Source organism: Haloarcula limicola (assembly GCF_010119205.1).
In the GTDB taxonomy this organism is placed as follows: Archaea; Halobacteriota; Halobacteria; order Halobacteriales; family Haloarculaceae; genus Haloarcula; species Haloarcula limicola.
This window is the reverse complement of the sequence record NZ_WRXM01000001.1, coordinates 1764427-1785863: the sequence shown is the minus strand read 5'-3', so window position 1 is coordinate 1785863 and position 21437 is coordinate 1764427. Positions and strand designations below refer to the sequence as shown.

The following is a 21437-nucleotide window of genomic DNA, read 5'->3' as shown; positions in this document are numbered from 1 at the left end:
TCCGCCGATCTGAGCGTAACATATAACGCCGCCGACAGTCAAGAGGGGTGAAGAACGACCGTGCCAGACGACTTGGACGGCGGGGGCGGGACCGACACCGACGCCGAGAGCGGTCGGTCGGTCGGCGACGTGATGAACCGCTTAGAGCGGCTCAGGAGCGAGAACGACGAGCGGTCGGCGAGCGCCTCCGAGGGCGTCTTACTGGACCAGTTGGACGAGGTCGAACAGCGGCTCCTGGCCTTCGGCGAGGCGCTGGGCGGACGGCCCGAGGACGTGACGGACCTCCCCTTCACCGAGGAAGCGGGACTGGACCACATGCCCGAACCGCTGTACGTCCGCCACGACACGGCGATGCTGAACCAGGTCACGTCGTGGCTGTTGCAGGACCAGCACATCGGCCTCGTGAGTCCGTACGGCACCGGCAAGTCGGCGTTTCGGGAGATCGTCCTGCGCGACCTCTCGAAACACGACGACTTCGTCGTCACCCATCTGGACAACCCCCGCGAAACGACGCCCCGGTCCCTCTATCAGACGATACTCGAAGCGGCCTACGCGGCCGGCTACTCCGTCGACTTCGCTCGCTACTCGCAGGTGCGAAACGGCATCCCGTGGGCGACGGCGGAGGCGAAAGCCGCCGTCCGCGAGGCCGTCCAGCGCGTTCGCGCGCGGGGGAAGACGCTCCTGTTGGTCGTCGACGAGATCGAGGTGTTGCAGGCGGACCTCCTCTCGCCGTTGCAGGTGGCCGGTGACGCCGGCGTCCGCCTCTTCCTCAGCGGGACGCCGGAGGGGAAGCGCCGGGTCGCCGAGATTCGGGGGACGCTCGACTCTCGGCTGCGCTACTACGAGAGCATCGAGCCCTTCGGTCCCGACGACGTCGCCGAGTACGTCGCCCGCTCGCTGGCGTACTTCCGGGACGAACCGTACGAGGGGCAGTCCCCCGACCTGTTCACGCGAGCGGCAATCGAAGACGTTCACGAACGCGCCGAGGGCGTCCCCCGCGAGGTTCGCATCGAGTGCCGTGAACTGTTCACGCGCGCGGCGTTCGTCTGGTACCGCACCGGCCAAGACGTCTCGCGAATCCAGATTACGCCGGAACTGCGCCATCGCCGGTTCGGGATGAGCTACTGACGGGCGACTGACGACCGAAATCCGTACTTAAACCACCCACGTCACACCGTCACACACCGCCCGACGCCCCTCCAGTGCGGCGATGGCCTCACCGCCACGGAAAGCTTTATATAGAATCACATTCAATCATCGTCTGACTATGGCTCAACAGCAGATGGGTAACCAGCCCATGATCGTACTCTCCGAGGAGTCCCAGCGCACCTCTGGGAAGGACGCACAGTCCATGAACATCACGGCCGGGACGGCCGTGGCGGAGGCCGTTCGGACCACACTCGGTCCGAAGGGCATGGACAAGATGCTCGTCGACAACTCCGGGTCCGTCGTCGTCACGAACGACGGCGTCACCATCCTCGACGAGATGGACATCGAGCACCCGGCGGCCAACATGATCGTCGAAGTCGCCCAGACCCAGGAGGACGAGGTCGGCGACGGCACGACGACGGCCGTCGTCATCGCCGGCGAACTCCTCTCGAAGGCCGAGGAACTCCTCGACCAGGACATCCACGCCACCATCCTGGCACAGGGGTACCGACAGGCCGCCGAGAAGGCCAAGGAGATCCTCGAGGAGAACGCCATCGAGGTCGACGCCGACGACACCGAGACGCTGGAGAAGGTCGCCGGCACCGCTATGACCGGCAAAGGCGCGGAGTCCTCGAAGGACGTGCTGGCCGAGCTCGTCGTCCGCGCGGCCCAGTCCGTCGCCGACGACGACGGCACCGTCGATACGGACAACGTCCAGGTCGAGACGGTCGTCGGCGGTTCCACCGACGAGTCCGAGCTCGTCGAGGGCGTCATCGTGGACAAGGAGCGCGTCCACGACAACATGCCCTTCGCCGTCGAGGACGCCGACATCGCCCTGCTGGACACGGCCATCGAGGTCCCGGAGACGGAACTGGACACCGAGGTCAACGTCACCGACCCCGACCAGCTCCAGCAGTTCCTCGACCAGGAAGAGGCCCAGCTCAAGGAGTACGTCGACAAGCTCAAAGAGGCCGGTGCCGACGTCGTCTTCTGCCAGAAGGGCATCGACGACATGGCACAGCACTACCTCGCACAGGAGGGCATCCTCGCGGTGCGCCGCGCGAAGAAGTCCGACATCGAGGCGCTCTCGCGCTCGACGGGCGCGCGCATCGTCTCGAACATCGACGACATCGAGGCCGACGACCTCGGCTTCGCCGGCTCCGTCGCCCAGAAGGACATCGCCGGCGACGAGCGCATCTTCGTCGAGGACGTCGAGGACGCCAAGGCCGTCACGATGATCCTCCGCGGCGGCACCGAACACGTCGTCGACGAGGTCGAGCGCGCCATCGAGGACTCGCTCGGCGTCGTCGCCGCCACGCTGGAGGACGGCAAGGTCCTCCCCGGCGGCGGTGCCCCCGAGACCCAGCTGGCGCTGGGCCTGCGTGACTACGCCGACTCCGTCGGCGGGCGCGAGCAGCTCGCCGTCGAGGCCTTCGCCGACGCCATCGACGTCATCCCGCGCACCCTCGCGGAGAACGCGGGTCACGACCCCATCGACTCGCTCGTCGACCTCCGCAGCCAGCACGACGGCGGTGCCGTCACCTCCGGGCTCGACGCCTACTCCGGCGAGATCGTCGACATGGAGGAAGACGGCGTCGTCGAACCGCTGCGCGTGAAGACGCAGGCCATCGAGTCTGCGACCGAAGCGGCCGTCATGATCCTCCGCATCGACGACGTCATCGCCGCCGGCGACCTCAAGGGTGGCCAGGGCGACGACGACGAGGACGAAGGCGGACCCGGCGGCCCCGGCGGCGCGCCCGGCGGTATGGGCGGCGGCATGGGCGGCATGGGCGGCGGCATGGGCGGCATGATGTAAAACCACTTTTTGCACCTCTCTCGCGCCGCTTCGCGGCGCTCGCTCGGGCAAAAACGTGGGGAAAAAACGCGGCTTCGCTCCCGTCGCGCGCCATAGGCGCGCGGTGGTCGCTCGCCGCGTTTGAACCGGCGCGCTTCGCGCGCCGGATGCTTCCCGTACGCCTTCCGCTGTCCCGCTCTCGAACGAACTTCTCTCTTTGCGGTTCGAACGGTCCCGAGCGCCGGCCGTCGCTCAAAGCGCGGTTTTCGCCTCGGGAGCGTTTATGCTCGCGGCGGGAATCGTTCTCTCGTATGCGACGGCGACGAGTGTTACAGACCGCCTGTGCGGTCGTTTCTGGCATCAGTGGTTGTGGAGATCCCGCCGCGGACGGTGAATCGCGGGGCAGTACCGCGTCGCCCACGTCGAAGCCCGTCTCCGCGTATCCGTGTCCGCCGGACGGGTCGGGCCGCGACGGGTACGTCTGCTCACACACCGTCGATACGGACGCTGCGAGCGTCTACGTGCTCCCGTCGGAATCTGTGACCGTGCACCACCGGAGTCGGTCGAGCTGACGCTTCACAACGACTCTTCGACCGAACTGATCCTCAACCCGTTCCAGTGGACGATTCGGCGGCAGACGACGCCCGAGTGGGAGACAGTCGAGCAGCGCTCGTCTGGGAACGGACGGCTCGCCCTCTCACCCGGAGCGACGCACAGTTGGACGCTCGGTGAGGTCGTCGATTTCGTTAGCCCCGAGACATCGCTCGAAGCGGGCACCTACACCGCCGCAATCGGGGTCCCCGACCCCGACGGTTCGGACTGGACGCGCTGTCTGGCTCTGATTCGTCTCGGTTAACTGGATTGTGAACTGTTCACTTTTCGCTCGAAAGATACGGAGACGGAGCGGAATATCACATATGATTTTGCATGTAAAAGTATATATCGGGAACTGGGGTAGAAGTAGTACTGCGACCGGTGTGGGTATATTCTCTCTCGGTCGCGGGGGAAGTTCGATAATATGTGGCAAGAGTATATCATTACGGTAGTAACGTTCGTCCTGACGCTCTCCATACTCCCGGCTCTGCGCGACCCGCACGCCCGTATTCCGCTGCAAACGTCCGGACTCACGACGCTCGGCCTCCTGGTGAAGGCCGTCATGTTCGGCTCGCTCGGGATGCTCTCTCCAGCGATCGGTGCCGGCTTCGGCTGTCTCATGTGGGGACTGCTCGCGTACTTCCGCTCCGGCGTCCGAGAGCGGCTGTCCGGGACGAAAGCGGTCGCGACCGAATCGGCCGTCGCCGACTACTCGGTCGCCGACGACTGACGGCGGCGACCGCAATTCGCTGTCGCCGTCGTACTCGCGCGCTCGCGCGGACTTTCGGTCACCCGAAGCGCGTCACTTTTGCGTCGCGGGCGACTCCGAGCGAGCATGAGCAAGCACACCGAGTTTCTGGCGGGCGAGCGGCCCGAGGACGTCCTCTTCTTCCTCCACGAGGACGCCGTCTCGAACCCCGGCGCGCTGGCCGACTACGCCGACGCCGTCGAGGACGGGCACGTCCTCGTGTTGCCCGGCGACGACGGCCGGAGCGCGTTCCAGTCGGCGACCGGCATCGATCCGATGGCGCTGGCCCGCGAGGCGATGGACACCGACGGGACGGTCCACGACGACCTGACCGGCGCGGACTGTCCCGTCGCCGAGGAGGAACCCGAAGAGAACCACACGACGCGATTCGTCTTCGCGTTCGCCGAGGAACAGAACGAGGACGTCGGCGGCCTCTACGCCGAAGGCGACGTGATCCACGCCTACGCGGTCTGTGCCTGTGGCGAACGGTACAGCGACAAGTGGGTCGCCGAGCAGTAGTCGACGACGCTACAGGAGGAACGGTTCGGCGAGACGGACGAGCAGCGCCTTCGGGAGTCCCGTGAGTATGCTTCCTTCGTGCGAGTATTTTATTCCCACTTCGTCGCGGGCCACGCCGTGGCGGAGGTGCTGGACACCGTCGAGGAGGAACCAGCCACCGACAACGCCGCCGACGGCGAGTAGCCACGACGGCGGGGTCAGAACCGCGAGGTAACCCGTCGCGGCGAGGACGAGGACGCCGAACAGCGCGTGGTCGGCGTAGTCGCCGACTGCGGCCTCAGCGAGGTCGGTAAGCAGTCGAAGCGCGAAGAACGCGACGGCCACACCGGCGGCGTAGGGGAGCGACCCGTCGAAGACGTACAGGGTGGCTCCGACGGCGGCGGCAGTGGAGAGTTCGCCGAGCAACGCCGCTCGGTCGGGGAGCCACGCGGGGAGGGCGGTGGACATCGACAGCTCGGCGTTCGGACGGCGGGCGTATCAGCGTTATGCGGACGAGAATGCGCGCCCGGGTAGCTATCGTTCTGTCTCGACGCCCTCGTCGTCTTCCTCGGGCAGCCGCCGGAACGCGTCGATGATAGCCTGTTTGGCCACCGCTCCCCGCGTCGTCCAGTGGTGGGCGTAGTCCATCATGTCGTCGTAGATGTCGGGCTTACAGCCGGCGGCCTTCGGGTGGCCGCCGCCGTTGACCTGCTGGGCGACCTCGTGGGCGCGTTCGAAGTTCTCGGTGCCACGGATCGACGCGGAGCCGGCTGGCTTGACGATGACGGCGGCGTCGGAGCCGCGCTCTCGCAGCGCCTCGGCGACCTCGTTCTGCGAACAGCGGCCGTAGGTGACGCCGACGGTCCACTCGCCGATCTCGCGCATCTCGGCGCGCTCGACGGCCTTCTCGATGAGCGCCTCCTTCTCGACGCGCTGCTCGGCGAGGAACTCCCGCACCTCCGGCGAGAGGTCGGCCCCGTGTTCGGCGACGGCGTCGATGTACTCCTCCGGCTCGGACCAGTACGAGAAGTCCGCGAGGTCGTCGCTGCGCTCGTCGTCGCGTATCCAGAGGTCGTGGTCGCGGGTGACGGCGGCGAGGTCCGCCCAGCGCTCCTCGAACTCGTGGTCCAGTTCCACGAGTGCCACGTCCGCGGTACAGACCTCGTCGCTCTCGCCGACGGTTCGCTCGACGCCCGTCTCGTCGACCGTCGCGCCGAGCTCGTCGTCCCATTGGTGGTGGTCGAACCAGACCACGCGCTCGACGCGAGCGGTGAGGTCCGGCAGGGCGTCGACGTCGGATTCGCTGTCGGGACAGAGGTCACAGACGAAGACGGTCGCGTCGGGTTCGGCGTACTCGGCGGTCCAGGCGAGCGCCTCCTGCAGTTCGTGCGGGCCGGCGGGCAGGAGCGCTCCCTCGCCGTGGGCCTCTCGGATCAGGGCCGTACAGGCCAGTCCGTCGGCGTCCGGGTCCGCGATGACTACGACGCCCGCGCCGGCGAGCGTCTCGGCGGCCTCGGCCTCGGCCTGTTCCTCCTCGAAGGAGTCGGGGAAGAAAAATCCCTCCCCGGGGAGTACGGATTTGCGGCCGACGGAGAGGCGGTCGTCGTCGATGAGCCAGTCGTCCATGCCCGTTCATGCCAGTCGCCGGCAATGAACCCCGCGGTCTCAGAGATACCACACCGCCTCGCCGGGCGTGTGGTGGCTCCAGACGTCGTCCGAACGCAGCAGTCGCGGGTCTCGCCACCGGAAGCGAGCGTTGGCGAGGTACGAAAAGCGGTCCCCGAGTTCGTCCGGGACCACGCGGCACCGCGAGCAGGCGGTGAACCCGTCTCGCGCGGCGTCAGTTTCCGGCGTGAAGACCTGTCGGGCCTCGTCGTCCGTCGTGTCGCTCTCGTCTGCGACCGTCAGGGGCTCTGTCGTTTGCGACCCCGGTCCGATGCGGTCCAGTCGGCCGTCGAACTCCGCCGCGAGGACGACGCCGTCCGCGCGGTAGCGGTCGTCGCCGTCCGCCGCTTCTCCGCTCCAGATGGTCGCCGACGTGTCGACGTACACCGGCGTCACGTCGTCGTCGTCCGCTACGAGCACGCTGTCGCGTCGATCGAACCCGGCGACGTCGTTGCGCCCGCGGATGCGGGTGGTCCCGAGAGGGGTCACGTCTCCGGGGAGTTCGACGTGTTCGAACGGGACCGTACAGGCCTGCGCCCGGGGCGACAGCGTCTCGTTCAGCGCCCACGGCAGGTCCCGCGGGAGTTCCGCGCCGACGAAGATATGCGTGTCCAATCGGTCGCCCCGGGGCACCGCCGCGACGAACGTGGTCTGCGCGCTCCATCCGCTGCTGGCGAGCCCGTAGCTCGCATCGAGTCCGCGACAGGCCTGCACGAGCGTCCACTGCGCGTCGGTCCCGGCGACGGCGACCGGCGTGCCGTCGGCCAGCGTCACCGCGATCTGCTCGACGTTGGCCTCGGTGGGCGCGAAGACGGCGACGTCCGCCGCCGTGGTGTCGTTGGTCCGGTCGAACGCGACGCTCTCGGGGAGCGGGACCTGCGAGTCGACGAAGACGGTCCAGTCCGCGAGGTCCGCGGCCGGCGGCGGCGACGTAGCCGGCGGCTCGGTCGAGAGGGCGTTACACCCCGCGAGCGATCCGAGGCCGACGCCGGTAGCCGCGAGGAAGGCGCGACGGGAGCGGGAGGGCATGTCTCGGCGTTCGACGGCACTACCCCTGTTCGTTTCGATGACTGAAAACTCGGTTAGAGCTACACCTGCTCCCGTTCCGGGTTCGCTTCGCCCTCCAACTGGCGAACCGTCAGGACCGGCATCTCCGCGTGCCGGACGATCTCCTCGGCGACGCTCCCGAGCAGGAAGCCATGGTCGCCGTGTCGGCCCCGCGTCCCCGTCGCGACCACGTCGGCGTCGTGTTCGTCGGCGTACCGGCAGATCTCGTCGGCCGGGTCACCCTCCCGAACGGCCGTGACGACGTCGTCGTCGGCCTCGGCGGCGGCGGTCTCCCGGACGAACGAGAGCGCGCGGCCGCCGGTGGTCGCGAGGGCCCGTTCCAGTTCCTCGCGGACCTCCTCGGGCGTGGATTCGACTTCGCCGGAGTCGACGACGTACAGCGCGTGGACGGTCGCATCGAAGTGCGCGGCCAGGTCGAGCGCGGCCTCGACGGCCCGCTGGGCGCTCCCCGAGCCGTCGGTCGCGATGACCACCGTTTCGAACATACGCCGGAGTACCGCGGGCACGACCAAAAAGCCGCTCCCTCGGCCCCGGGCGAGCGCGGAGAGCGACGCGCTGATGGGATGGCTTTTTGCCCGGGCCGGTCACAGAGACGAGTGATGGACATCGACCTCGTGCTCGTGCCGGTCGACGGGAGCGACCGGGCCGAGCGAGCGGCCGAGTACGCTATCGCCATCGCCGAGCGATACGACGCCGACCTCCACCTGCTGTTCGTCGTCGACGAGCGACTCAGGCGGGACATCGACGACGGGCTCGTCGACGCCGAGTCGGTCGCCGACGAACACCGCACGTTCACCCGGAAGATACGCGAGCAGTTCCGGGCGGCCGGTCACGACGGCGGCCTCGACACCTCGACCGCGACGGCGTTCTCGGAACAGCGACTGATGCAGACGCCGGGGGGCGTCATCTTGGACGCGGCGGAGGACGTCGGCGCGGAGTTCATCGTCGTCCCGCGCGAGGGCGGCGGCGAGGAGGCCATCGGCCGCGCCGCGCTGTACGTTCTGGAGTACGCGAGCCAGCCGGTGCTCTCCGTCTAGAGCTGGATCGCCATCTCGATCTCGAAGCTCTCGGCGTTGCTCGTCTCGAAGCCCATCTTCCGATAGAGCGCGATCGCGGGGTCGTTCCACCGCTCGACGGTGAGCCAGACCCGATCGATGCCCTCGACCTGTCCCTGCCCCAACAGCGTCTCCAGCAACATGGTCCCGATGCCCGCTCCCTGAAAGGCCTGCAGGACGAAGATGGCGAGTTCGTGCTCGTCGTGGCGGTCCGGGACGAGCGTCGCGTGCCCGACGGCGTGGCCGTCGTGGCGGGCGACGACGTTGACGCAGTCGTCTTCGAGGATCGTGTCGAGCCACTTCTCGATCGCCTCTTCCTTGACCGGCGGGATGCCCTGCGCGCGGTCGGCCGGGTCGAAGTCGAGATACATCTCGACGAGGCGTCCGCGTTCGGCGTCGTCGGCGGGAACGATCTCGATCTCGCGGCCCTCGGCGTCGGTGACGGTCCGCGGCGGCGCGGGGAACTCACCGGCCGGATCGTCGGGGTACTCTCTGGTCATCGGATGAGCGTGACGGGCGTCTGTGCGTTCAACAGGACGAACTCGACGATGGAGCCGAGTTGGATCTTCCCCAGCGTCGAGCGCTCGCCGCCGCCCAGCACGATGCGGTCGAACTCCTCGCTCTCGGCGATGTCGATGAGTCGGCTCCCCGGCGAGTCGCCCTCGATGCGTCGTATCGACGCCTCGAAGTCGGCCTCGGACAGCGTCGACTCGACCCGTTCCCGGACCTCGTCGGCGTCCGTATCCACCTCTTCGTTGTCGAAGATGGCGATGGTCACCTCGTCACCCGTCTCCTTCGCGCGGGCGATCGTCTCGTCGAGTGCGTGGTAGGAGAGTTCGCTCCCTCCGATCCCGAGCAGGACGTTCATACGCGGCCACTCGGCGGCGTCGCTCAAAAAGCCACCCCCACGACTGCGGCGTGTGAGACGACGACGCGCACGCTGCGGGCGATACGCTTTTTCCGCGCGGGGACACAGAGACGCCAATGACAGAGGGTGCGCCGCCGGAGGAGAGCGACGAGACGCCGACGCGGGTCGTCACGCCCCACGAACCGGACGACGAGAACGCGGACGCCGACAGCGAGGACGGCGACGCTGCGGGGAGCGACGCCGGAGCCGGCGGTGTCGAGACCGCCGACGCCGAGAATACCGACGCGGCGGCGGACGAAGCGCTCGGCGAGGGGGTCGCGCCGGCCGGCGACGTCCCCGAAGACGTCCGGAAGTACGAGCGGTTCAAGAAGATCGAGGGGGGTACCTACGACCGCGCCAACGAGTTCCTTCGCGAGCGGACGTACGTCACCGCCCGCGAGTGGGCCATCGCCCGTCTCTGTGCCGACTTCCGCACCGAGACCGGCGTCGAGATGACGAAGATCGGCGAGAACCTCCCGGAACTCGTTCCCTTTATGACGGACACGTACACGCCGCAGGCGGTCAATCAGGCCCGCGCGTCCTTCGAGGAGAAGGTCCGCAAGGCCGGCGCGACGTTCCTCTACGGCGCGATGTCGGACTTCTTCACCGCCGAAGAGCTCGACGACGTGATGTACGAGGCGACGGAGGTGGCGAAGTTCCTCCTGGAGGTCGAGGGCGTGGATCTCGCCGTCGAAGACGAGATGGAGGCCGAGGACCGCATCTCGACGGTCATGCGCGAAGTCCGCGAGCACTCCGCGGCGCTGCGTCACGACGAAGTCTGCTGTCCCGAGTGCGGTCACGAGTTCGGCGTCGACGAGAAGTGAGCCGACCGGGGGACCGTCGCCACCGTTATCCGCAGACCGGCTGAATTACGAGCGATGGAACCCCGAACGAAAGTCCTCCTCACCGACGGATTTCTCGCGGTTCTCTGTCTCGTACAGGTGTGGCTTAACATCGACGATGGTGTGTCGTGGCCGCTCGCGGCGCTGTTTACGGTCACGACTGTCCTCGCCATTTATGCCGGTGAACACGGCGCAACCGACCGACTTCCGGGGTCCAAGATTACCCGAACTGTCGCGCTTATCGTGGTGCTGGGCGCAGCGATCCTGACTGGTGGCTACCTCCTCGGCCCAGACCTGATCACGTCGATACTACTGGCGGGACTGGCCGGTCTCGGGGTCGGAATGCTCTGCTATCGCGCGTACTTCGGTCTCGTCCGGCCCGTTCCGCCGACGCGCTTAGAGCGGGTGTGAGAGGACGGGCGTGATCAGCTGACGCCGAGCACTTTTCCGCACTGTTTACACAGCCAGAGGTCGCGGATGTTCGCCCCGTAGCGGACGCGGGGCGGCCCGTTCCCGCCCTCGTCGAGCTCGATCTGCTTCACGTCGTCGTGGTCCAGTTCGTCGGTGGTCTCGGCCTCCGCGCCGCAGTTCTCACAGCGAACCATATCTGTCGATTCGTCGATATCAGATATCACCGCGGCGCGAGTGTGCGTAGATCTCGCACACACAATCCGACTACTGGAGGACTTCGCCGTCGGCGTCGCGGACGTTCTCGCCCTGGTGGCCGTAGAAGACGTCTTCGTCCGAATCGCGCTCGTAGACGGTCGTCCCGCGGACCATCGTCCACTCGGGGAAGATGCCCTCGAAGCCCTCGAAGGGCGTCCACCCGCAGTCGGTGTGGAGGGCCTCGCCGCGAATCTCGGTGGTCTCGGTGGTGTCGACCAGCACGAGGTCGGCGTCTTTACCGGGCTCGATCGCGCCCTTCTGTGGCACGTCGAAGACCTCGGCGGGGTTGGCGGCGGTGAGGTCTCGAACGCGCTCGTAGGTCAGGTCGGTATCGGGATCACGGGCTTCCGCCAGCAAGAGCGGCAGCACCGTCTCGACGCCGGGCACGCCCGACGGGGCGTCCCAGATACCTGCGTCCTTCTCCTCGCGGGTGTGGGGCGCGTGGTCGGTCGCGATCATGTCCACGGTGCCGTCGACGACCCGCTCGTAGACGCCGCGGCGTCGCTTCTCCCGACGCAGGGGCGGGTTCATCCGCCCGAACGTCCCCAACTCGCCGAGGTCCCGCCGCGAGAGCAGGAGGTGATGCGGCGTCACTTCGGTGGTCATCCCCGCGTCGGCGGCGATGTCGATGCCCTCCGGCGTGGACGTGTGGGCGATGTGGATGCGAGCGTCCATCCGCTTCGCGGCCTCGCAGGCCCGTTCGACGGCGATCGCCTCCGCCTCGGCGGTACGGTAGGCGCTCCAGGCGTCGGCGTCCTCGCGGGCGCGGGCGTCCTCGTTGAACGAGTCGGCGTCCTCGGCGTGGACCGTGACGGTGACACCGTTCTCCGTCGCCGCTTCGAGCGCGTCCTCGAAGAGATCCGTCTCGATGCCCATGTCGCCCGTCGAGTCGGCGAGGAACACCTCGCCGAGTGCGAACAGGCGTCGGCGCAGGAGGACGTTTGGGATCCAGTCGGCCGTGACGCCGCCGTTGATGCCCCAGTCGACGACGGAGTCGGCGGCGAACTCGGCCTTCCGGTCGAACGCCTCGCCGTCGACCGTCGGCGGGTCGGTGTTGGGCTGGTCGACCACCGTCGTCACGCCGCCCGCCGCCGCGGCGCGAGAGCCGGACTCCCACGTCTCCTTGTGGGGGTAGCCGGGCTGGCGGAAGTGAACGTGGACGTCCATCATTCCGGGTAACAAGCGCTTGCCCGTGGCCTCGACGGTGCGTTCGTCGTCGGGCGAGAGGTCCCGACCGACCTCGGCGATGGTCTCACCGCGCACCCGGACGTCCCGTTGCCGGCCGTCCGCGAGCGTCGCGTTGCGGATGAGCATATGCCCTGTCCGCCGGGGGCCTCCCTAAGTGTCTCGAAAGGCGCCGCCGACGATCGCGACAGCAGGCGGTCACTCCACCGTTTCGCGGACCGTGACCGTCCGGTCACCGACGAGTTCGCGTTCGACGGCGTCGACGACGGCCTCCGAATCGCCGACGCCGCCCGCACGCGCGATGCTTCCCACCGAATCGGGGGCGAAGGGAACGCCGAGCGCGTCGTACACCGGGTCGAGGACGGCGGCAATCGCCGCGTGGTCCCGAACGACGACGATGCCAGCGGTGAGTGCCACGTCCTGTCGGACTCGTTGTGCCAGCCCCACGAGTTTCCCGTCGGCCTGCAGTGAGTTGGTACCGGGACAGAAGGAGTCGGGCGGTTCGCCGTCGCGCGCTTCGATGCCGACCTCGGCGAGCGCACGCCGAATCGCCGCTGCCGCGCGGTCGTAGCGAGCGCCGATACCGCTCCGGCCGTCAGCAGTGGGTTCAGCTAGCGTGAACGCGACTGTCCTACCGGTGTAGGCGACGGCGCGACCGCCGACGCTCCGTTCGAGGATCGCGTAGCCCCGGTCCGTTGCGGCCGCTCGGGCGCGGTCGTACCCCTCGGCGCGGCGGTCCCGGCGGCCGAAGGCGACCTGTCGGTGCGGGGTCCAGACGCGAAGGGCCGGCGTCCCGTCGTCGGCCACTTGATCGGCCAGCTCCCGAGTACACGCGTAGTCGCGCTCGTGGTCGCTCGCCCGCCCGCGGAGGAGGCGCATAGCCGCCGTAGGGACGGCGAAGACTAAATGTCCCCGCCGAACGCCGTGGCTGGTGAGCGAGTGGCGAACAGGCGACACGCGGCGACCGCGACGGGGTGTGTCGCACTCCCGCGAACCCGTCGCGGCGGTGGTTAGCTCACGGGCCGGTGTGGTCTCCTCATCTGACTTGAACGCTCGGACGACAGGCACATACTCCGTGCTCGCTAATCCCCGTCGATGGCCGTCACCGTCCCGCGGGACGTACTCCACCGGTACTACCGCTTCTCGCTGTACAACTCGCCGTTCGACGCCCACGACAAGGGGCGTGCGATAGACCTCTATCCCGACGGCGACCGAGCGCCCTCGCCCGTCGCCGGCGAGGTGCTGGAGACGAAGCGGGTGCGCGCGCCGCCGAAACCCTACGCCGCCGCCGACGACCACCTGATTCTGGTCGACACCGGCGAGCACGTCGCCCGGTTGCTCCACGTGAAACCGAGCGTCGAACGGGGCGAGACGGTGACCGTCGGCGACGATCTCGGTGAACTCGTCCGCGCCGGTTTCTTCGCGCCGTGGGTCCCGAACCACGTCCACCTGGGCTTTCGCTCGCCCGACGCGAACCCCTATCGGGCGTCGGGATCGCTTCCGATTTCGGTCGGCGTCGACGTCGAACCGCTCTCGTGGAACGGCACCGGCACCGTCGCCGAGGCGGGCGAGACGTGGGCGCGCCTTGACAGCCCCGAGCATCCCGAACCCGGCGAGCGGTTCGTCGGGATAGCGAACGAGGGAGGCGACGAGAGCGGTACTGGTGGCGACGAGGGGGTCCTCGACGGCGGCCTCCCGCACTACGACGGCGGCGGGTTACTGGGTGGTGTAGGCAGCGAACGAGTCGCGTTCGCCGGCACTCGGGTCGGCACGGCCGACGGGCGAACGGTCGCGTGGGACGACGTGACCGTCTACGCGAACGGCGACCCGGTCACCGGCCTCGCGCTGTTCTGCTCGCGCGACGACGCGGGCGCGAAACTCGTCGGTGAGGGGGTCGAGTTGGCGGTCGGAGAGGACGTGACTGTGACGATCGAACGCTAGTTCTCGCCGTACTGCTCTCGGTGACGCGCCTTCGCCCGCGCGTAGGCGTCGTCGTTCCGAACTCGGTCGAGGTGGAACCGATATATCCGGGCAATGCGGCGTTTCTCCGGGTCGTACCATGTCCGCGGCTCCCGTTCTCGTCCGTCCTCGTACTTCTGCCCGCCCGGATACTTCGCGTAGCGCATCGACCGCGTCCACCCCATCTGGAGGTACTTCCGAGCCATGTCCATCCCGACGAAATCGTCCGCGTCGCGGTACTCCCGGTAGCGGTCGTGGATAGCCTGAGCCGCCTCGGCGGCCGGGCCGAGGTCCGAGATCGTCCAGTCGGGGAGCAGTTCGCCCTTGTACGGTTCTATCTTGAACGCGCCCCGCTCGTCGCTCGTGTGGCGGTAGCGCTCGGGATGCTCGCGGAAGTTCAGGTCGTACTCGGGACCGCCCTCGACCTCCGAGACGTCGCCGCGGACCGGCTCGCTCATTCGGCGAACTCAATGGCGTCGCGGTCGGTCACTTCGCCGAAGAGCCAGTCGGCGTGCTCCAGGGCGTACTCGCGGTGGTCCGCCTCGATGAACCCGACGGCGTCCTCGGCGAGGATCGGGCGGTAGTCGCGCAGGCCCGCGCTGGAGGCCGTATGCAGGACACAGACGTTCGCCAGCGTCCCGCAAATCACGAGGTCGTCGACGCCGTGAGCGTCGAGCCACCCCTCCAGTTGCGTCTGATAGAAGGCGTCGTAGGTGTGTTTGACGACGACCAGTTCGTCGTCGCCTTCGCGGGGGTCGAGGTCCTCGACCAGTTCCGCCTCCCACGAGCCTTCGAGGACGTGTTCGCCCCAGCGGTCGAACTCGTCGTAGTAGTGGGCGTCCTCGAACTGTTCGGGCGGGTGGACGTCCCGCGTGAAGACGACGCTCGCGCCCGCCTCGCGGGCGTCCGCGACCAGCTCCGCGACGGGGTCGACGGCCGCCTCGCTGTCCGGGGCGTAGAGCGCGCCGTCGGGGTGACAGAAGCCGTTCTGCATGTCGACCACGATGACGGCGGTGTCGGTCGGATCCAGTTGCATAGTCGACGGTTCGGTCGCCGCCCCTACGAACCTTCCCCCGGGCGTGTCACTTTTCACCGCGCCTCCCGTTGAGCCAGTAGATGCGCCGTCAGTCCGCCGTCCTCGTCTGCGCCGTGACGCTCCTGCTGGCCGGCTGTCAGGGGTTCGGAGCGTCCGAAACGGGAACGGAGACCGAGCGGACACAGACGCCGGACGCGGTGTTCACGCTCGAACTCGAAGACGGGACGAGCGGGGCGGAGGGCAACGGCGCGAGCGGCAGTTCGGCTGAGAGCGAGATCGCGCCGCCGGACCCGGAGCGCGACCGACTCGGCTGGGAGGGCGGCTACTGGCACAACGAGACCCTCGCCGTCACAACCGGCGACGGCCTCAACGAGAGCGAGCGACGAGCCGTCGTCGCCCGATCGATGGCCCGCGTCGAGTTCGTCCGCGGACTGGAGTTCGAGGAGCGGGTGCCGGTCGAGGTCGTCTCCCGCGAGGCGTTCCGCGCGAACCGAAGCCAGCGCGACGGCCCGGGCGAGGCGCTCACGCGGTTCGACAACGCGAAGTTCGAGGCGCTGTTCCTCGTCGGCGAGGATCGCGACTCCATCGCCGTCCAGGAGAGCACGCTCGGGTCGAGCGTCCTCGGGTACTACAGCCCGGCCGAGGACCGGATCGTCGTCGTCAGCGACTCGCCGACGCCGACGATAGACGAGGCGACGTTGGCCCACGAACTCGTCCACGCCGTCCAGGACCAGCAGTTCGGCCTCGGCGGCGGCGACGCCGCGACCCGAGACGCCTTGCAGGGCCGCAACGGCCTCGTCGAGGGCGACGCGGGCGCGACGGAGGCCCGCTACACCGCTCGCTGCGGCCAGCAGTGGGAGTGTCTGGAGGGCGAACCCGGCGGCGGCAGCGGCGGTGACGACCGCCACTTCGGGCTCTCCTTCCTGCTTTACTTCCCATACAGCGACGGCCCCGGTCTGATCGAGAACCTGTACGAACGCGGCGGCTGGGCGGCGGTGAACGACGCCTACGACGAGAAGCCGCAGGGTGCACGCGAGGTCATCGACCCGCGGGAGTACCCCGAGTGGGAGCCGCGCGAGGTGTCCCTCGAAGACCGGTCGAGCGAGGAGTGGACGCGAGTCAGGCCCTCGGCCGACCGCGACCGCCCGGACTACGCCGTCGTCGGTCCGTCGGCTATCGCCGCGTCGCTGGCGTACACGCTGACCGACGACTACAACGAGTCGGCCGTCGTCGATCCCCGAACGGTGTTCAACTACGAGGAGAACGGCTCGGTCGACGGCAGCGACCCGTACAACTACGCGCTGCGGTCGGCCGAGCAGTGGGACGGGGGCCGCATGTACGTCTACACCGACGGATCGGAATCGGCCTACGTCTGGCGGACCGCCTGGGAAGACGAGGCCGCGGCCCGGACGTTCGCGGAGTCGTGGCGGACCGTCATCCGACACTGGGGCGGGGCCCGCACCGCCGACGGGAACTGGGTCGTCGCCGAGGACAGCCCCTTCACCGACGCCGTCGCCGTTCACGTCGAGGGCGAGACGGTCACCGTCGTGAACGCGCCGAGCGAAGCGGAACTCAGAGAGGTCTACGATGCGTAGAGAGCTACTACTCGCACTGACTATCGTGCTGGCCGGCTGTACCGTCCCCTCCTTCGGCGGGAGCGGGAGCGACCACCCTGCGACCCCGGAGGGGGGTGACACGCTCGGCTGGGAGAACGGCTACTGGTACGACGACCCCGTGGACGTGACGACCGAGGACGGCCTCAACGCGAGCGAGCGCGAGGCCGTCGTCGCCCGGACGATGGCCCGTCTCGAACGGATACGCGAGCGGGAGTTCACGCAGGACGTCCCCGTCGAGGTCATCTCGCGGGCGGAGTACCGCAACCGCTCGCGGGGCAATCAGAGCGGGGCCGCCGGGCCGCCGGCGGACCCGTGGAACGATCAGGTGTGGGAGTCCCTGCTGCTCATCGGCGAGGACGAGGGGAGCAGCGAGGCCATCGACAGCGCGCTCTCGACCTCCGTTCAGGGCTTCTACTCGCCGAGCCGGGACCGCATCGTCATCGTCAGCCCGACGGAGACGCCGCAGGTCGACAGAGGGACGCTCTCGCACGAGCTCACCCACGCCCTGCAGGACCAGCAGTTCGGGCTGAACACCTCCGCTGAGACCCAGGACACCCAACTGTCGACGGACGGGGCCATCGAGGGCGAGGCCAACTACGTGCAGGCGCTCTACCGGAACCGCTGTGACCAGCAGTGGTCCTGTATCGAGAACCCCGAGGCGAGCGGCGGCGGTGGCGGCGGTAGCAGTAGCATGAACCCCGGACTGTTCACCGTCATCATCCAGCCGTACGTCTCGGGGCCGCGATTCGTCGACAGCATCCGCGAGGAGGGCGGCTGGGAGGCCGTCGACGCGCTTCACCGCCAGTACCCCAACAGCACCGAACAGGTCATCCACCCCGACCGCTACCCCGACGAGGAACCCGTCGAACTCACCGTCCCCGACCGCTCGAACGACGAGTGGTCGCGATTCGACCACGACCCGGTCGGCGACACCGTCGGCGAGGCCTCCATCTTCGCCACGATGTACCACAACAACCAGACCGACGCCGACCGCTACTCCTACGTGAGCGACCCCTCCGAGGGCTGGGCCGGCGACAAGGTCGTCCCGTACAAAGACGGATCCGGCGGCGGCGGCTACGTGTGGGTCAGCACGTGGGACAGCGAGGCGGACGCCCGTGAGTTCTCACAGGCCTATCGGGCCGCGCTGGTCGAGGAACACGGCGCGAGCCAACCGCGGGAGAACGTCTACGTCGTCCCCGAGTCCAGTTCCTTCGAGGACGCCTTCCGGATCACCCGGACGGGCGACACCGTTCGTATCGTCAACGGACCGACGGTCGATGACTTGAGCGCTATCCACCGACCCCAGTGAGGGGAGGCGAGTCGGTCAGCCCAGCAGCGATTGGTACGCTCCGCGGCCGAACGCCAGCACCGCGCCGACGCCGGTGAAGATCGCCGTCTCGTCGTAGGGCGGTCGAGAGACGGCGACGAAGCCGACGACGGTCGCGAGGATTCCCAACCCGACCGCGAGCCACGCCGCCTGTGCCGCCCGTCCGGTCAGTGGGGCCGCGTCGACCGGTTCCGGCGACACCGACAGAGAAGTGGGCGAACCGCGGCCGTCGAGTATCGCCGTCGGGTCGTCGGGGACGGCGTGTCGCCGCTCCTCGCCGTCGCTTCGTCTCCCCTCCGGACCGAGCGGAATCCGCGCGAGGACGAACCCGATCACTCGCGTCCGCGGCGTGAGCGCGTCGCCGAGCAACAGTAGTCCGGCCGCGAACAGGACGCCGCCGGGGAAGAAGGCGAACCGACGGCTGAGATACGCCCTCTCGGGCGCGTCCGGGTCGTAGTGGACCGTTATCTCCTCTCCGGTGCTATATCGATTCAGCACTTCCGCGGCCCGACCGCGCGCGTTCGTGTCGACCTCGCCGCCGAGCGCGACGTTCCGTCCGGTGTAGCTCCGGCCCTCGACCCGATACGAGTAGGTCACGTTTGGGCGGTAGTACTGGTCGCCGCCGAGGCGGATACCGCCGCCGACGCGCTGGGACGTCTCCATCTCGGCGGACTGTACCGTTCCAGCCGTCCGCTCGTAGGTCGTCGCCGCCACGTACTGCTGACCGGCGAACCAGCCGCCGAGGAGGAGCAACGCGACGGCGAGGAGGAGGGCGACCGACCGGCGGGGACCGAGCATAGCGTTCGTGACAGAGCGGCCGGAAGAAAAGGTTTCGACGCCGGGCGTCGTCTCGATAGTGGTATAGATGTCGACGTTCCTGACAGTATCTCAACTACACACATTCATATAGATTCAGTAACACTATCCGAGTATATGCAATCGACGACGCCCGTGACCGCGACGGATCGAACCGAGGAGACACGCGCCTGTCCGCTCTGCGGACACGAACTGGCGGCGAACGACGTGTACGTCCATCTGCAGGTCAGCCACCGCAAGAGCGCCATAAGCGATGCGCTGCTGCGAGCGACCGCGGACGGAGTCGATCACCCCGCCGTCGTCGAACGATAGTCACGGCGCGGCGGACGCGAGACGGCGACTCGTCGCCGCTGTCGCCGCTGTCGCCGCTCGGACCCGCGTCCTTTTTGAATCCCCGTCCGAAGGCGGGGTATGACCGACGAGTTCGACGTTATCTCGCCCGAGACCATCCGCGAGGGTCGGGCGACCGACGCCTACTTCGACCGGACGATGGAGGCTCTAGAGCACGCGGGGAAAAACCCCGACGTGGTCGCCGAGGTGACGGCCAGCCAGTTCGCCACCGGCGAGTGGAACCTCCTGGCCGGCCTGAAAGACGCCGCGGCGCTGCTGGACGGGCGAGCCGTCGACGCCGACGCGATCCCCGAAGGGCGACTGTTCGACGGCGGTCCCGTGATGCGCATCGAGGGGCCGTACCGGGAGTTCTGCCGGCTGGAGACCGCACTACTCGGCTTTCTCTCCCACCCGACCGGCGTGGCGACGCGCGCCCTGGAAACTCGCCACGCCGCGCCCGACTCGACGGTGCTCTCCTTCGGGTCGCGGCACGTCCATCCGTCGCTGGGCGCGATGATAGAGCGCTCGGCCCTGCTGGGCGGCCTCGACGGCTTCTCGAACGTCGCCGCCGAGGACGCGACCGGCCGGACGGCCGGCGGGACGATGCCCCACGCGCTGGTCATCTGCTTCGGCCGCGGCAACCAGGAGGAGGCGTGGCGGGCCTTCGACGAGGGCGTCCCCGCGGAGACTCCACGAATCGCGCTGACCGACACCTACAGCGACGAGGTGGACGAGGCGGTGCGGGCCGCCGAGACAATCGAGGACTTAGACGGCGTACGTATCGACACCACCGGCTCTCGCCGCGGCGACTTCCGGCACATCCTCCGGGAAGTCCGCTGGTCGCTGGACGCCCACGGCCACGGGGACGTGGACGTCTTCGCCTCCGGCGGGTTGGGTCCCGAGCAGTTACGCGACCTACGGGACGTGGTCGACGGCTTCGGCGTCGGCAGTTACGTCTCGAACGCCGACCCGCTGGACTTCGCGCTGGACATCGTCGAAGTCGAGGGCGAACTCGCCGCCAAGCGCGGGAAGTTGACTGGTAAGAAGGCGGTGTACCGCACCGCCGACGGCGGCCACCACATCGGCCTCGCCGACCGCGAGGCCCCCGAGGACGCCGAGTCGCTCATGGAACCGCTGATTCGGGACGGCGAGATCGTCCGCGAGTTCGACCTCGACGCCGCCATCGACCGCGCCGCCGCCGACGCCGAGGCGGTCGGGTTCACGAGCGAGAACGCCGAGGCGGAGTAAATCACCACTCGTCGCCGGCGACGCGGCCGAGCGTTTCTGCCGGTGACGCAACCGATTGGGAGGAATGAAAGGGGCCGGCCGGTCGCGGCGGAGAGGAGTCGCCTGCTCGACCCCTATCCGAGCGAGGCACGAGCGAGGATATGTCGAGCAGCGACCGCGACCGGCCGGGGGCTTTCTGATTCCGTTGGTACGCACTCCCATTTGGACAGAGCACAGAGGTTTAGACGACCAACCCCCAACGGAGGAGCATGGCAGACCGCATCATGAAGGTCAACGCGTACACGACGTTCGACCTGTTAGACGGCACGGTAGAGGGCCACGGCTTCGACGAGGAGGCGCTCGCGGTGTTGAACGTCACCGCGCCGCGGGAGAACCCCGACCACGTCTCCCTGCAGTTGGAGATGGACAACACGCAACTCGACGCCGTGAAACCCCACGCCGATTCGGTGACGCTCTCGGCGGACCAGGCCCGCGAACTCGCCGCCGAACTCGAAGAGTACGCCGAGAAAGTCGAGGCCGCGCAGTCCGAGTAACGGCCTTCTCTGGCGGTTTCCCGGTCCCGTGAACGACCCGCCACCTATTTGGCACGACAACGCATACCACCGTTCATGTCCACCGACGCACCCGGGAACCCCGCGGCGCGGGAACTGGGCTACTGCCCGTGCTGTGGCTATCGCACACTCCCGCAGGGGGCACCGGGCTCCTACGAGATGTGTCCGGTCTGTCACTGGATGGACGACCCCCATCAGTTCGGTGACGCCGACTACGTCAGCGACACGAACCACGTCTCGCTCTCGACCGCGCGCGAGAACTTCCGCGAGCACGGGGCCTGCGCGCCGGAGGAGGCCGACGGCTCCGTCGCCGCCGACGAGTTCGACCGGGACCCGAACTGGCCCTACGACAGGTGACGGCGGAGCTACTATTACCGGGTCG

Annotated in this window: 26 protein-coding genes; 14 read left to right on the top strand and 12 right to left on the bottom strand. The window is 68.3% G+C overall.

The features are described from left to right. Nucleotides 1-132 precede the first annotated feature (132 nt). The 4 genes from GO488_RS09225 to GO488_RS09210 all read left to right on the top strand — a co-directional run bounded on the left by GO488_RS09225 (nt 133) and on the right by GO488_RS09210 (nt 4805). Nucleotides 133-1128 carry an ATP-binding protein gene (locus GO488_RS09225; RefSeq protein WP_162317582.1) on the top strand — a complete coding sequence of 332 codons (996 nt, stop codon included), beginning with the start codon at nt 133-135 and terminating at the stop codon, nt 1126-1128. A gap of 154 nt (nt 1129-1282) precedes the next feature. Continuing rightward, on the top strand, nt 1283-2965 hold the full coding sequence (gene thsA / locus GO488_RS09220) for a thermosome subunit alpha (RefSeq protein ID WP_162317581.1): 1683 nt from the start codon (nt 1283-1285) through the stop codon (nt 2963-2965). Nucleotides 2966-3962: 997 nt separating this feature from the next. Beyond that, nucleotides 3963-4268, top strand: a complete 306-nt coding sequence (locus tag GO488_RS09215) for a hypothetical protein (RefSeq protein ID WP_162317465.1) — start codon at nt 3963-3965, stop codon at nt 4266-4268. Nucleotides 4269-4373: 105 nt separating this feature from the next. Beyond that, nucleotides 4374-4805 (top strand): DUF5807 family protein, encoded by a 432-nt coding sequence (locus GO488_RS09210; protein ID WP_162317464.1) that lies wholly within the window; start codon nt 4374-4376, stop codon nt 4803-4805. Between the two features lie 9 nt (nt 4806-4814). On the opposite strand, the gene GO488_RS09205 is transcribed toward GO488_RS09210, so the two are convergent. The 4 genes from GO488_RS09205 to GO488_RS09190 all read right to left on the bottom strand — a co-directional run bounded on the left by GO488_RS09205 (nt 4815) and on the right by GO488_RS09190 (nt 8002). Beyond that, on the bottom strand, nt 4815-5252 hold the full coding sequence (locus GO488_RS09205) for a hypothetical protein (RefSeq protein ID WP_162317463.1): 438 nt from the start codon (nt 5250-5252) through the stop codon (nt 4815-4817). A 66-nt stretch (nt 5253-5318) separates the two neighbouring features. Continuing rightward, nucleotides 5319-6410, bottom strand: coding sequence for a DHH family phosphoesterase (locus tag GO488_RS09200; protein ID WP_162317462.1), 1092 nt, complete (start codon nt 6408-6410; stop codon nt 5319-5321). Between the two features lie 39 nt (nt 6411-6449). Continuing rightward, entirely contained in the window at nt 6450-7478 is a 1029-nt protein-coding gene (locus tag GO488_RS09195) for a hypothetical protein (RefSeq protein ID WP_162317461.1), read from the bottom strand. A 59-nt stretch (nt 7479-7537) separates the two neighbouring features. Next, nucleotides 7538-8002: a universal stress protein gene (locus GO488_RS09190; RefSeq protein ID WP_162317460.1), complete on the bottom strand. Its 465-nt coding sequence runs from the start codon at nt 8000-8002 to the stop codon at nt 7538-7540. A 114-nt stretch (nt 8003-8116) separates the two neighbouring features. On the opposite strand from GO488_RS09190, the gene GO488_RS09185 reads away from it, so the two are divergent. Further along, nucleotides 8117-8554, top strand: coding sequence for a universal stress protein (locus GO488_RS09185; protein WP_162317459.1), 438 nt, complete (start codon nt 8117-8119; stop codon nt 8552-8554). On the opposite strand, the gene GO488_RS09180 is transcribed toward GO488_RS09185, so the two are convergent. Both GO488_RS09180 and GO488_RS09175 read right to left on the bottom strand, forming a co-directional pair. Beyond that, the gene (locus GO488_RS09180; RefSeq protein WP_162317458.1) at nt 8551-9072 is read right to left on the bottom strand and encodes a GNAT family N-acetyltransferase; all 522 of its coding nucleotides are present in this window, start codon (nt 9070-9072) and stop codon (nt 8551-8553) included. The two genes, GO488_RS09185 and GO488_RS09180, sit on opposite strands and share 4 nt — an antisense overlap. Then, complete coding sequence (locus tag GO488_RS09175; RefSeq protein ID WP_162317457.1) at nt 9069-9440, bottom strand: universal stress protein; 372 nt, start codon at nt 9438-9440, stop codon at nt 9069-9071. The genes GO488_RS09180 and GO488_RS09175 overlap by 4 nt, the downstream gene beginning before the upstream one ends. A gap of 116 nt (nt 9441-9556) precedes the next feature. Here GO488_RS09175 and GO488_RS09170 point away from each other — a divergent pair, with 116 nt between their 5' ends. Together GO488_RS09170 and GO488_RS09165 are read left to right on the top strand one after the other, a co-directional pair. After that, nucleotides 9557-10303, top strand: coding sequence for a DUF5806 family protein (locus GO488_RS09170; RefSeq protein ID WP_162317456.1), 747 nt, complete (start codon nt 9557-9559; stop codon nt 10301-10303). 54 nt (nt 10304-10357) lie between these two features. Then, entirely contained in the window at nt 10358-10732 is a 375-nt protein-coding gene (locus tag GO488_RS09165; RefSeq protein WP_162317455.1) for a hypothetical protein, read from the top strand. A 14-nt stretch (nt 10733-10746) separates the two neighbouring features. On the opposite strand, the gene GO488_RS09160 is transcribed toward GO488_RS09165, so the two are convergent. The 3 genes from GO488_RS09160 to GO488_RS09150 form a co-directional block, all read right to left on the bottom strand. Further along, a complete protein-coding gene (locus GO488_RS09160; protein ID WP_162317454.1) occupies nt 10747-10926 on the bottom strand; it encodes a hypothetical protein in 180 nt (59 codons plus the stop codon). 70 nt (nt 10927-10996) lie between these two features. Continuing rightward, nucleotides 10997-12301: a dihydroorotase gene (locus GO488_RS09155; protein WP_162317453.1), complete on the bottom strand. Its 1305-nt coding sequence runs from the start codon at nt 12299-12301 to the stop codon at nt 10997-10999. A 69-nt stretch (nt 12302-12370) separates the two neighbouring features. Continuing rightward, entirely contained in the window at nt 12371-13051 is a 681-nt protein-coding gene (locus GO488_RS09150) for a lipoate--protein ligase family protein (protein ID WP_162317452.1), read from the bottom strand. 216 nt (nt 13052-13267) lie between these two features. Between GO488_RS09150 and GO488_RS09145 the strand changes: the two genes are divergently transcribed. Beyond that, nucleotides 13268-14113: a DUF8155 domain-containing protein gene (locus GO488_RS09145; RefSeq protein WP_162317451.1), complete on the top strand. Its 846-nt coding sequence runs from the start codon at nt 13268-13270 to the stop codon at nt 14111-14113. Here the strand turns inward: GO488_RS09145 and GO488_RS09140 are convergent. Continuing rightward, complete coding sequence (locus tag GO488_RS09140; RefSeq protein WP_162317450.1) at nt 14110-14589, bottom strand: DUF4385 family protein; 480 nt, start codon at nt 14587-14589, stop codon at nt 14110-14112. The genes GO488_RS09145 and GO488_RS09140 overlap by 4 nt on opposite strands. Then, nucleotides 14586-15167 (bottom strand): cysteine hydrolase family protein, encoded by a 582-nt coding sequence (locus tag GO488_RS09135; RefSeq protein WP_162317449.1) that lies wholly within the window; start codon nt 15165-15167, stop codon nt 14586-14588. The genes GO488_RS09140 and GO488_RS09135 overlap by 4 nt, the downstream gene beginning before the upstream one ends. An 80-nt stretch (nt 15168-15247) precedes the next feature. Between GO488_RS09135 and GO488_RS09130 the strand changes: the two genes are divergently transcribed. Further along, on the top strand, nt 15248-16762 hold the full coding sequence (locus GO488_RS09130) for an Hvo_1808 family surface protein (protein WP_162317448.1): 1515 nt from the start codon (nt 15248-15250) through the stop codon (nt 16760-16762). Further along, a complete protein-coding gene (locus GO488_RS09125) occupies nt 16755-18092 on the top strand; it encodes an Hvo_1808 family surface protein (RefSeq protein ID WP_162317447.1) in 1338 nt (445 codons plus the stop codon). The genes GO488_RS09130 and GO488_RS09125 overlap by 8 nt, the downstream gene beginning before the upstream one ends. 15 nt (nt 18093-18107) lie before the next feature. Here the strand turns inward: GO488_RS09125 and GO488_RS09120 are convergent, their stop codons facing one another. Next, the gene (locus tag GO488_RS09120) at nt 18108-18908 is read right to left on the bottom strand and encodes a DUF3592 domain-containing protein (protein WP_162317446.1); all 801 of its coding nucleotides are present in this window, start codon (nt 18906-18908) and stop codon (nt 18108-18110) included. 135 nt (nt 18909-19043) lie between these two features. On the opposite strand from GO488_RS09120, the gene GO488_RS09115 reads away from it, so the two are divergent. The 4 genes from GO488_RS09115 (at nt 19044) to GO488_RS09100 (ending at nt 21412) form a co-directional block, all read left to right on the top strand. Next, nucleotides 19044-19238, top strand: coding sequence for a hypothetical protein (locus tag GO488_RS09115; RefSeq protein WP_162317445.1), 195 nt, complete (start codon nt 19044-19046; stop codon nt 19236-19238). Nucleotides 19239-19337: 99 nt separating this feature from the next. Next, a complete protein-coding gene (locus GO488_RS09110) occupies nt 19338-20504 on the top strand; it encodes a nicotinate phosphoribosyltransferase (protein WP_162317444.1) in 1167 nt (388 codons plus the stop codon). Between the two features lie 248 nt (nt 20505-20752). After that, nucleotides 20753-21037, top strand: a complete 285-nt coding sequence (locus tag GO488_RS09105; RefSeq protein ID WP_162317443.1) for a DUF6360 family protein — start codon at nt 20753-20755, stop codon at nt 21035-21037. A 75-nt stretch (nt 21038-21112) separates the two neighbouring features. Then, nucleotides 21113-21412 carry a CPCC family cysteine-rich protein gene (locus GO488_RS09100; protein ID WP_162317442.1) on the top strand — a complete coding sequence of 100 codons (300 nt, stop codon included), beginning with the start codon at nt 21113-21115 and terminating at the stop codon, nt 21410-21412. Nucleotides 21413-21437 lie beyond the last annotated feature (25 nt).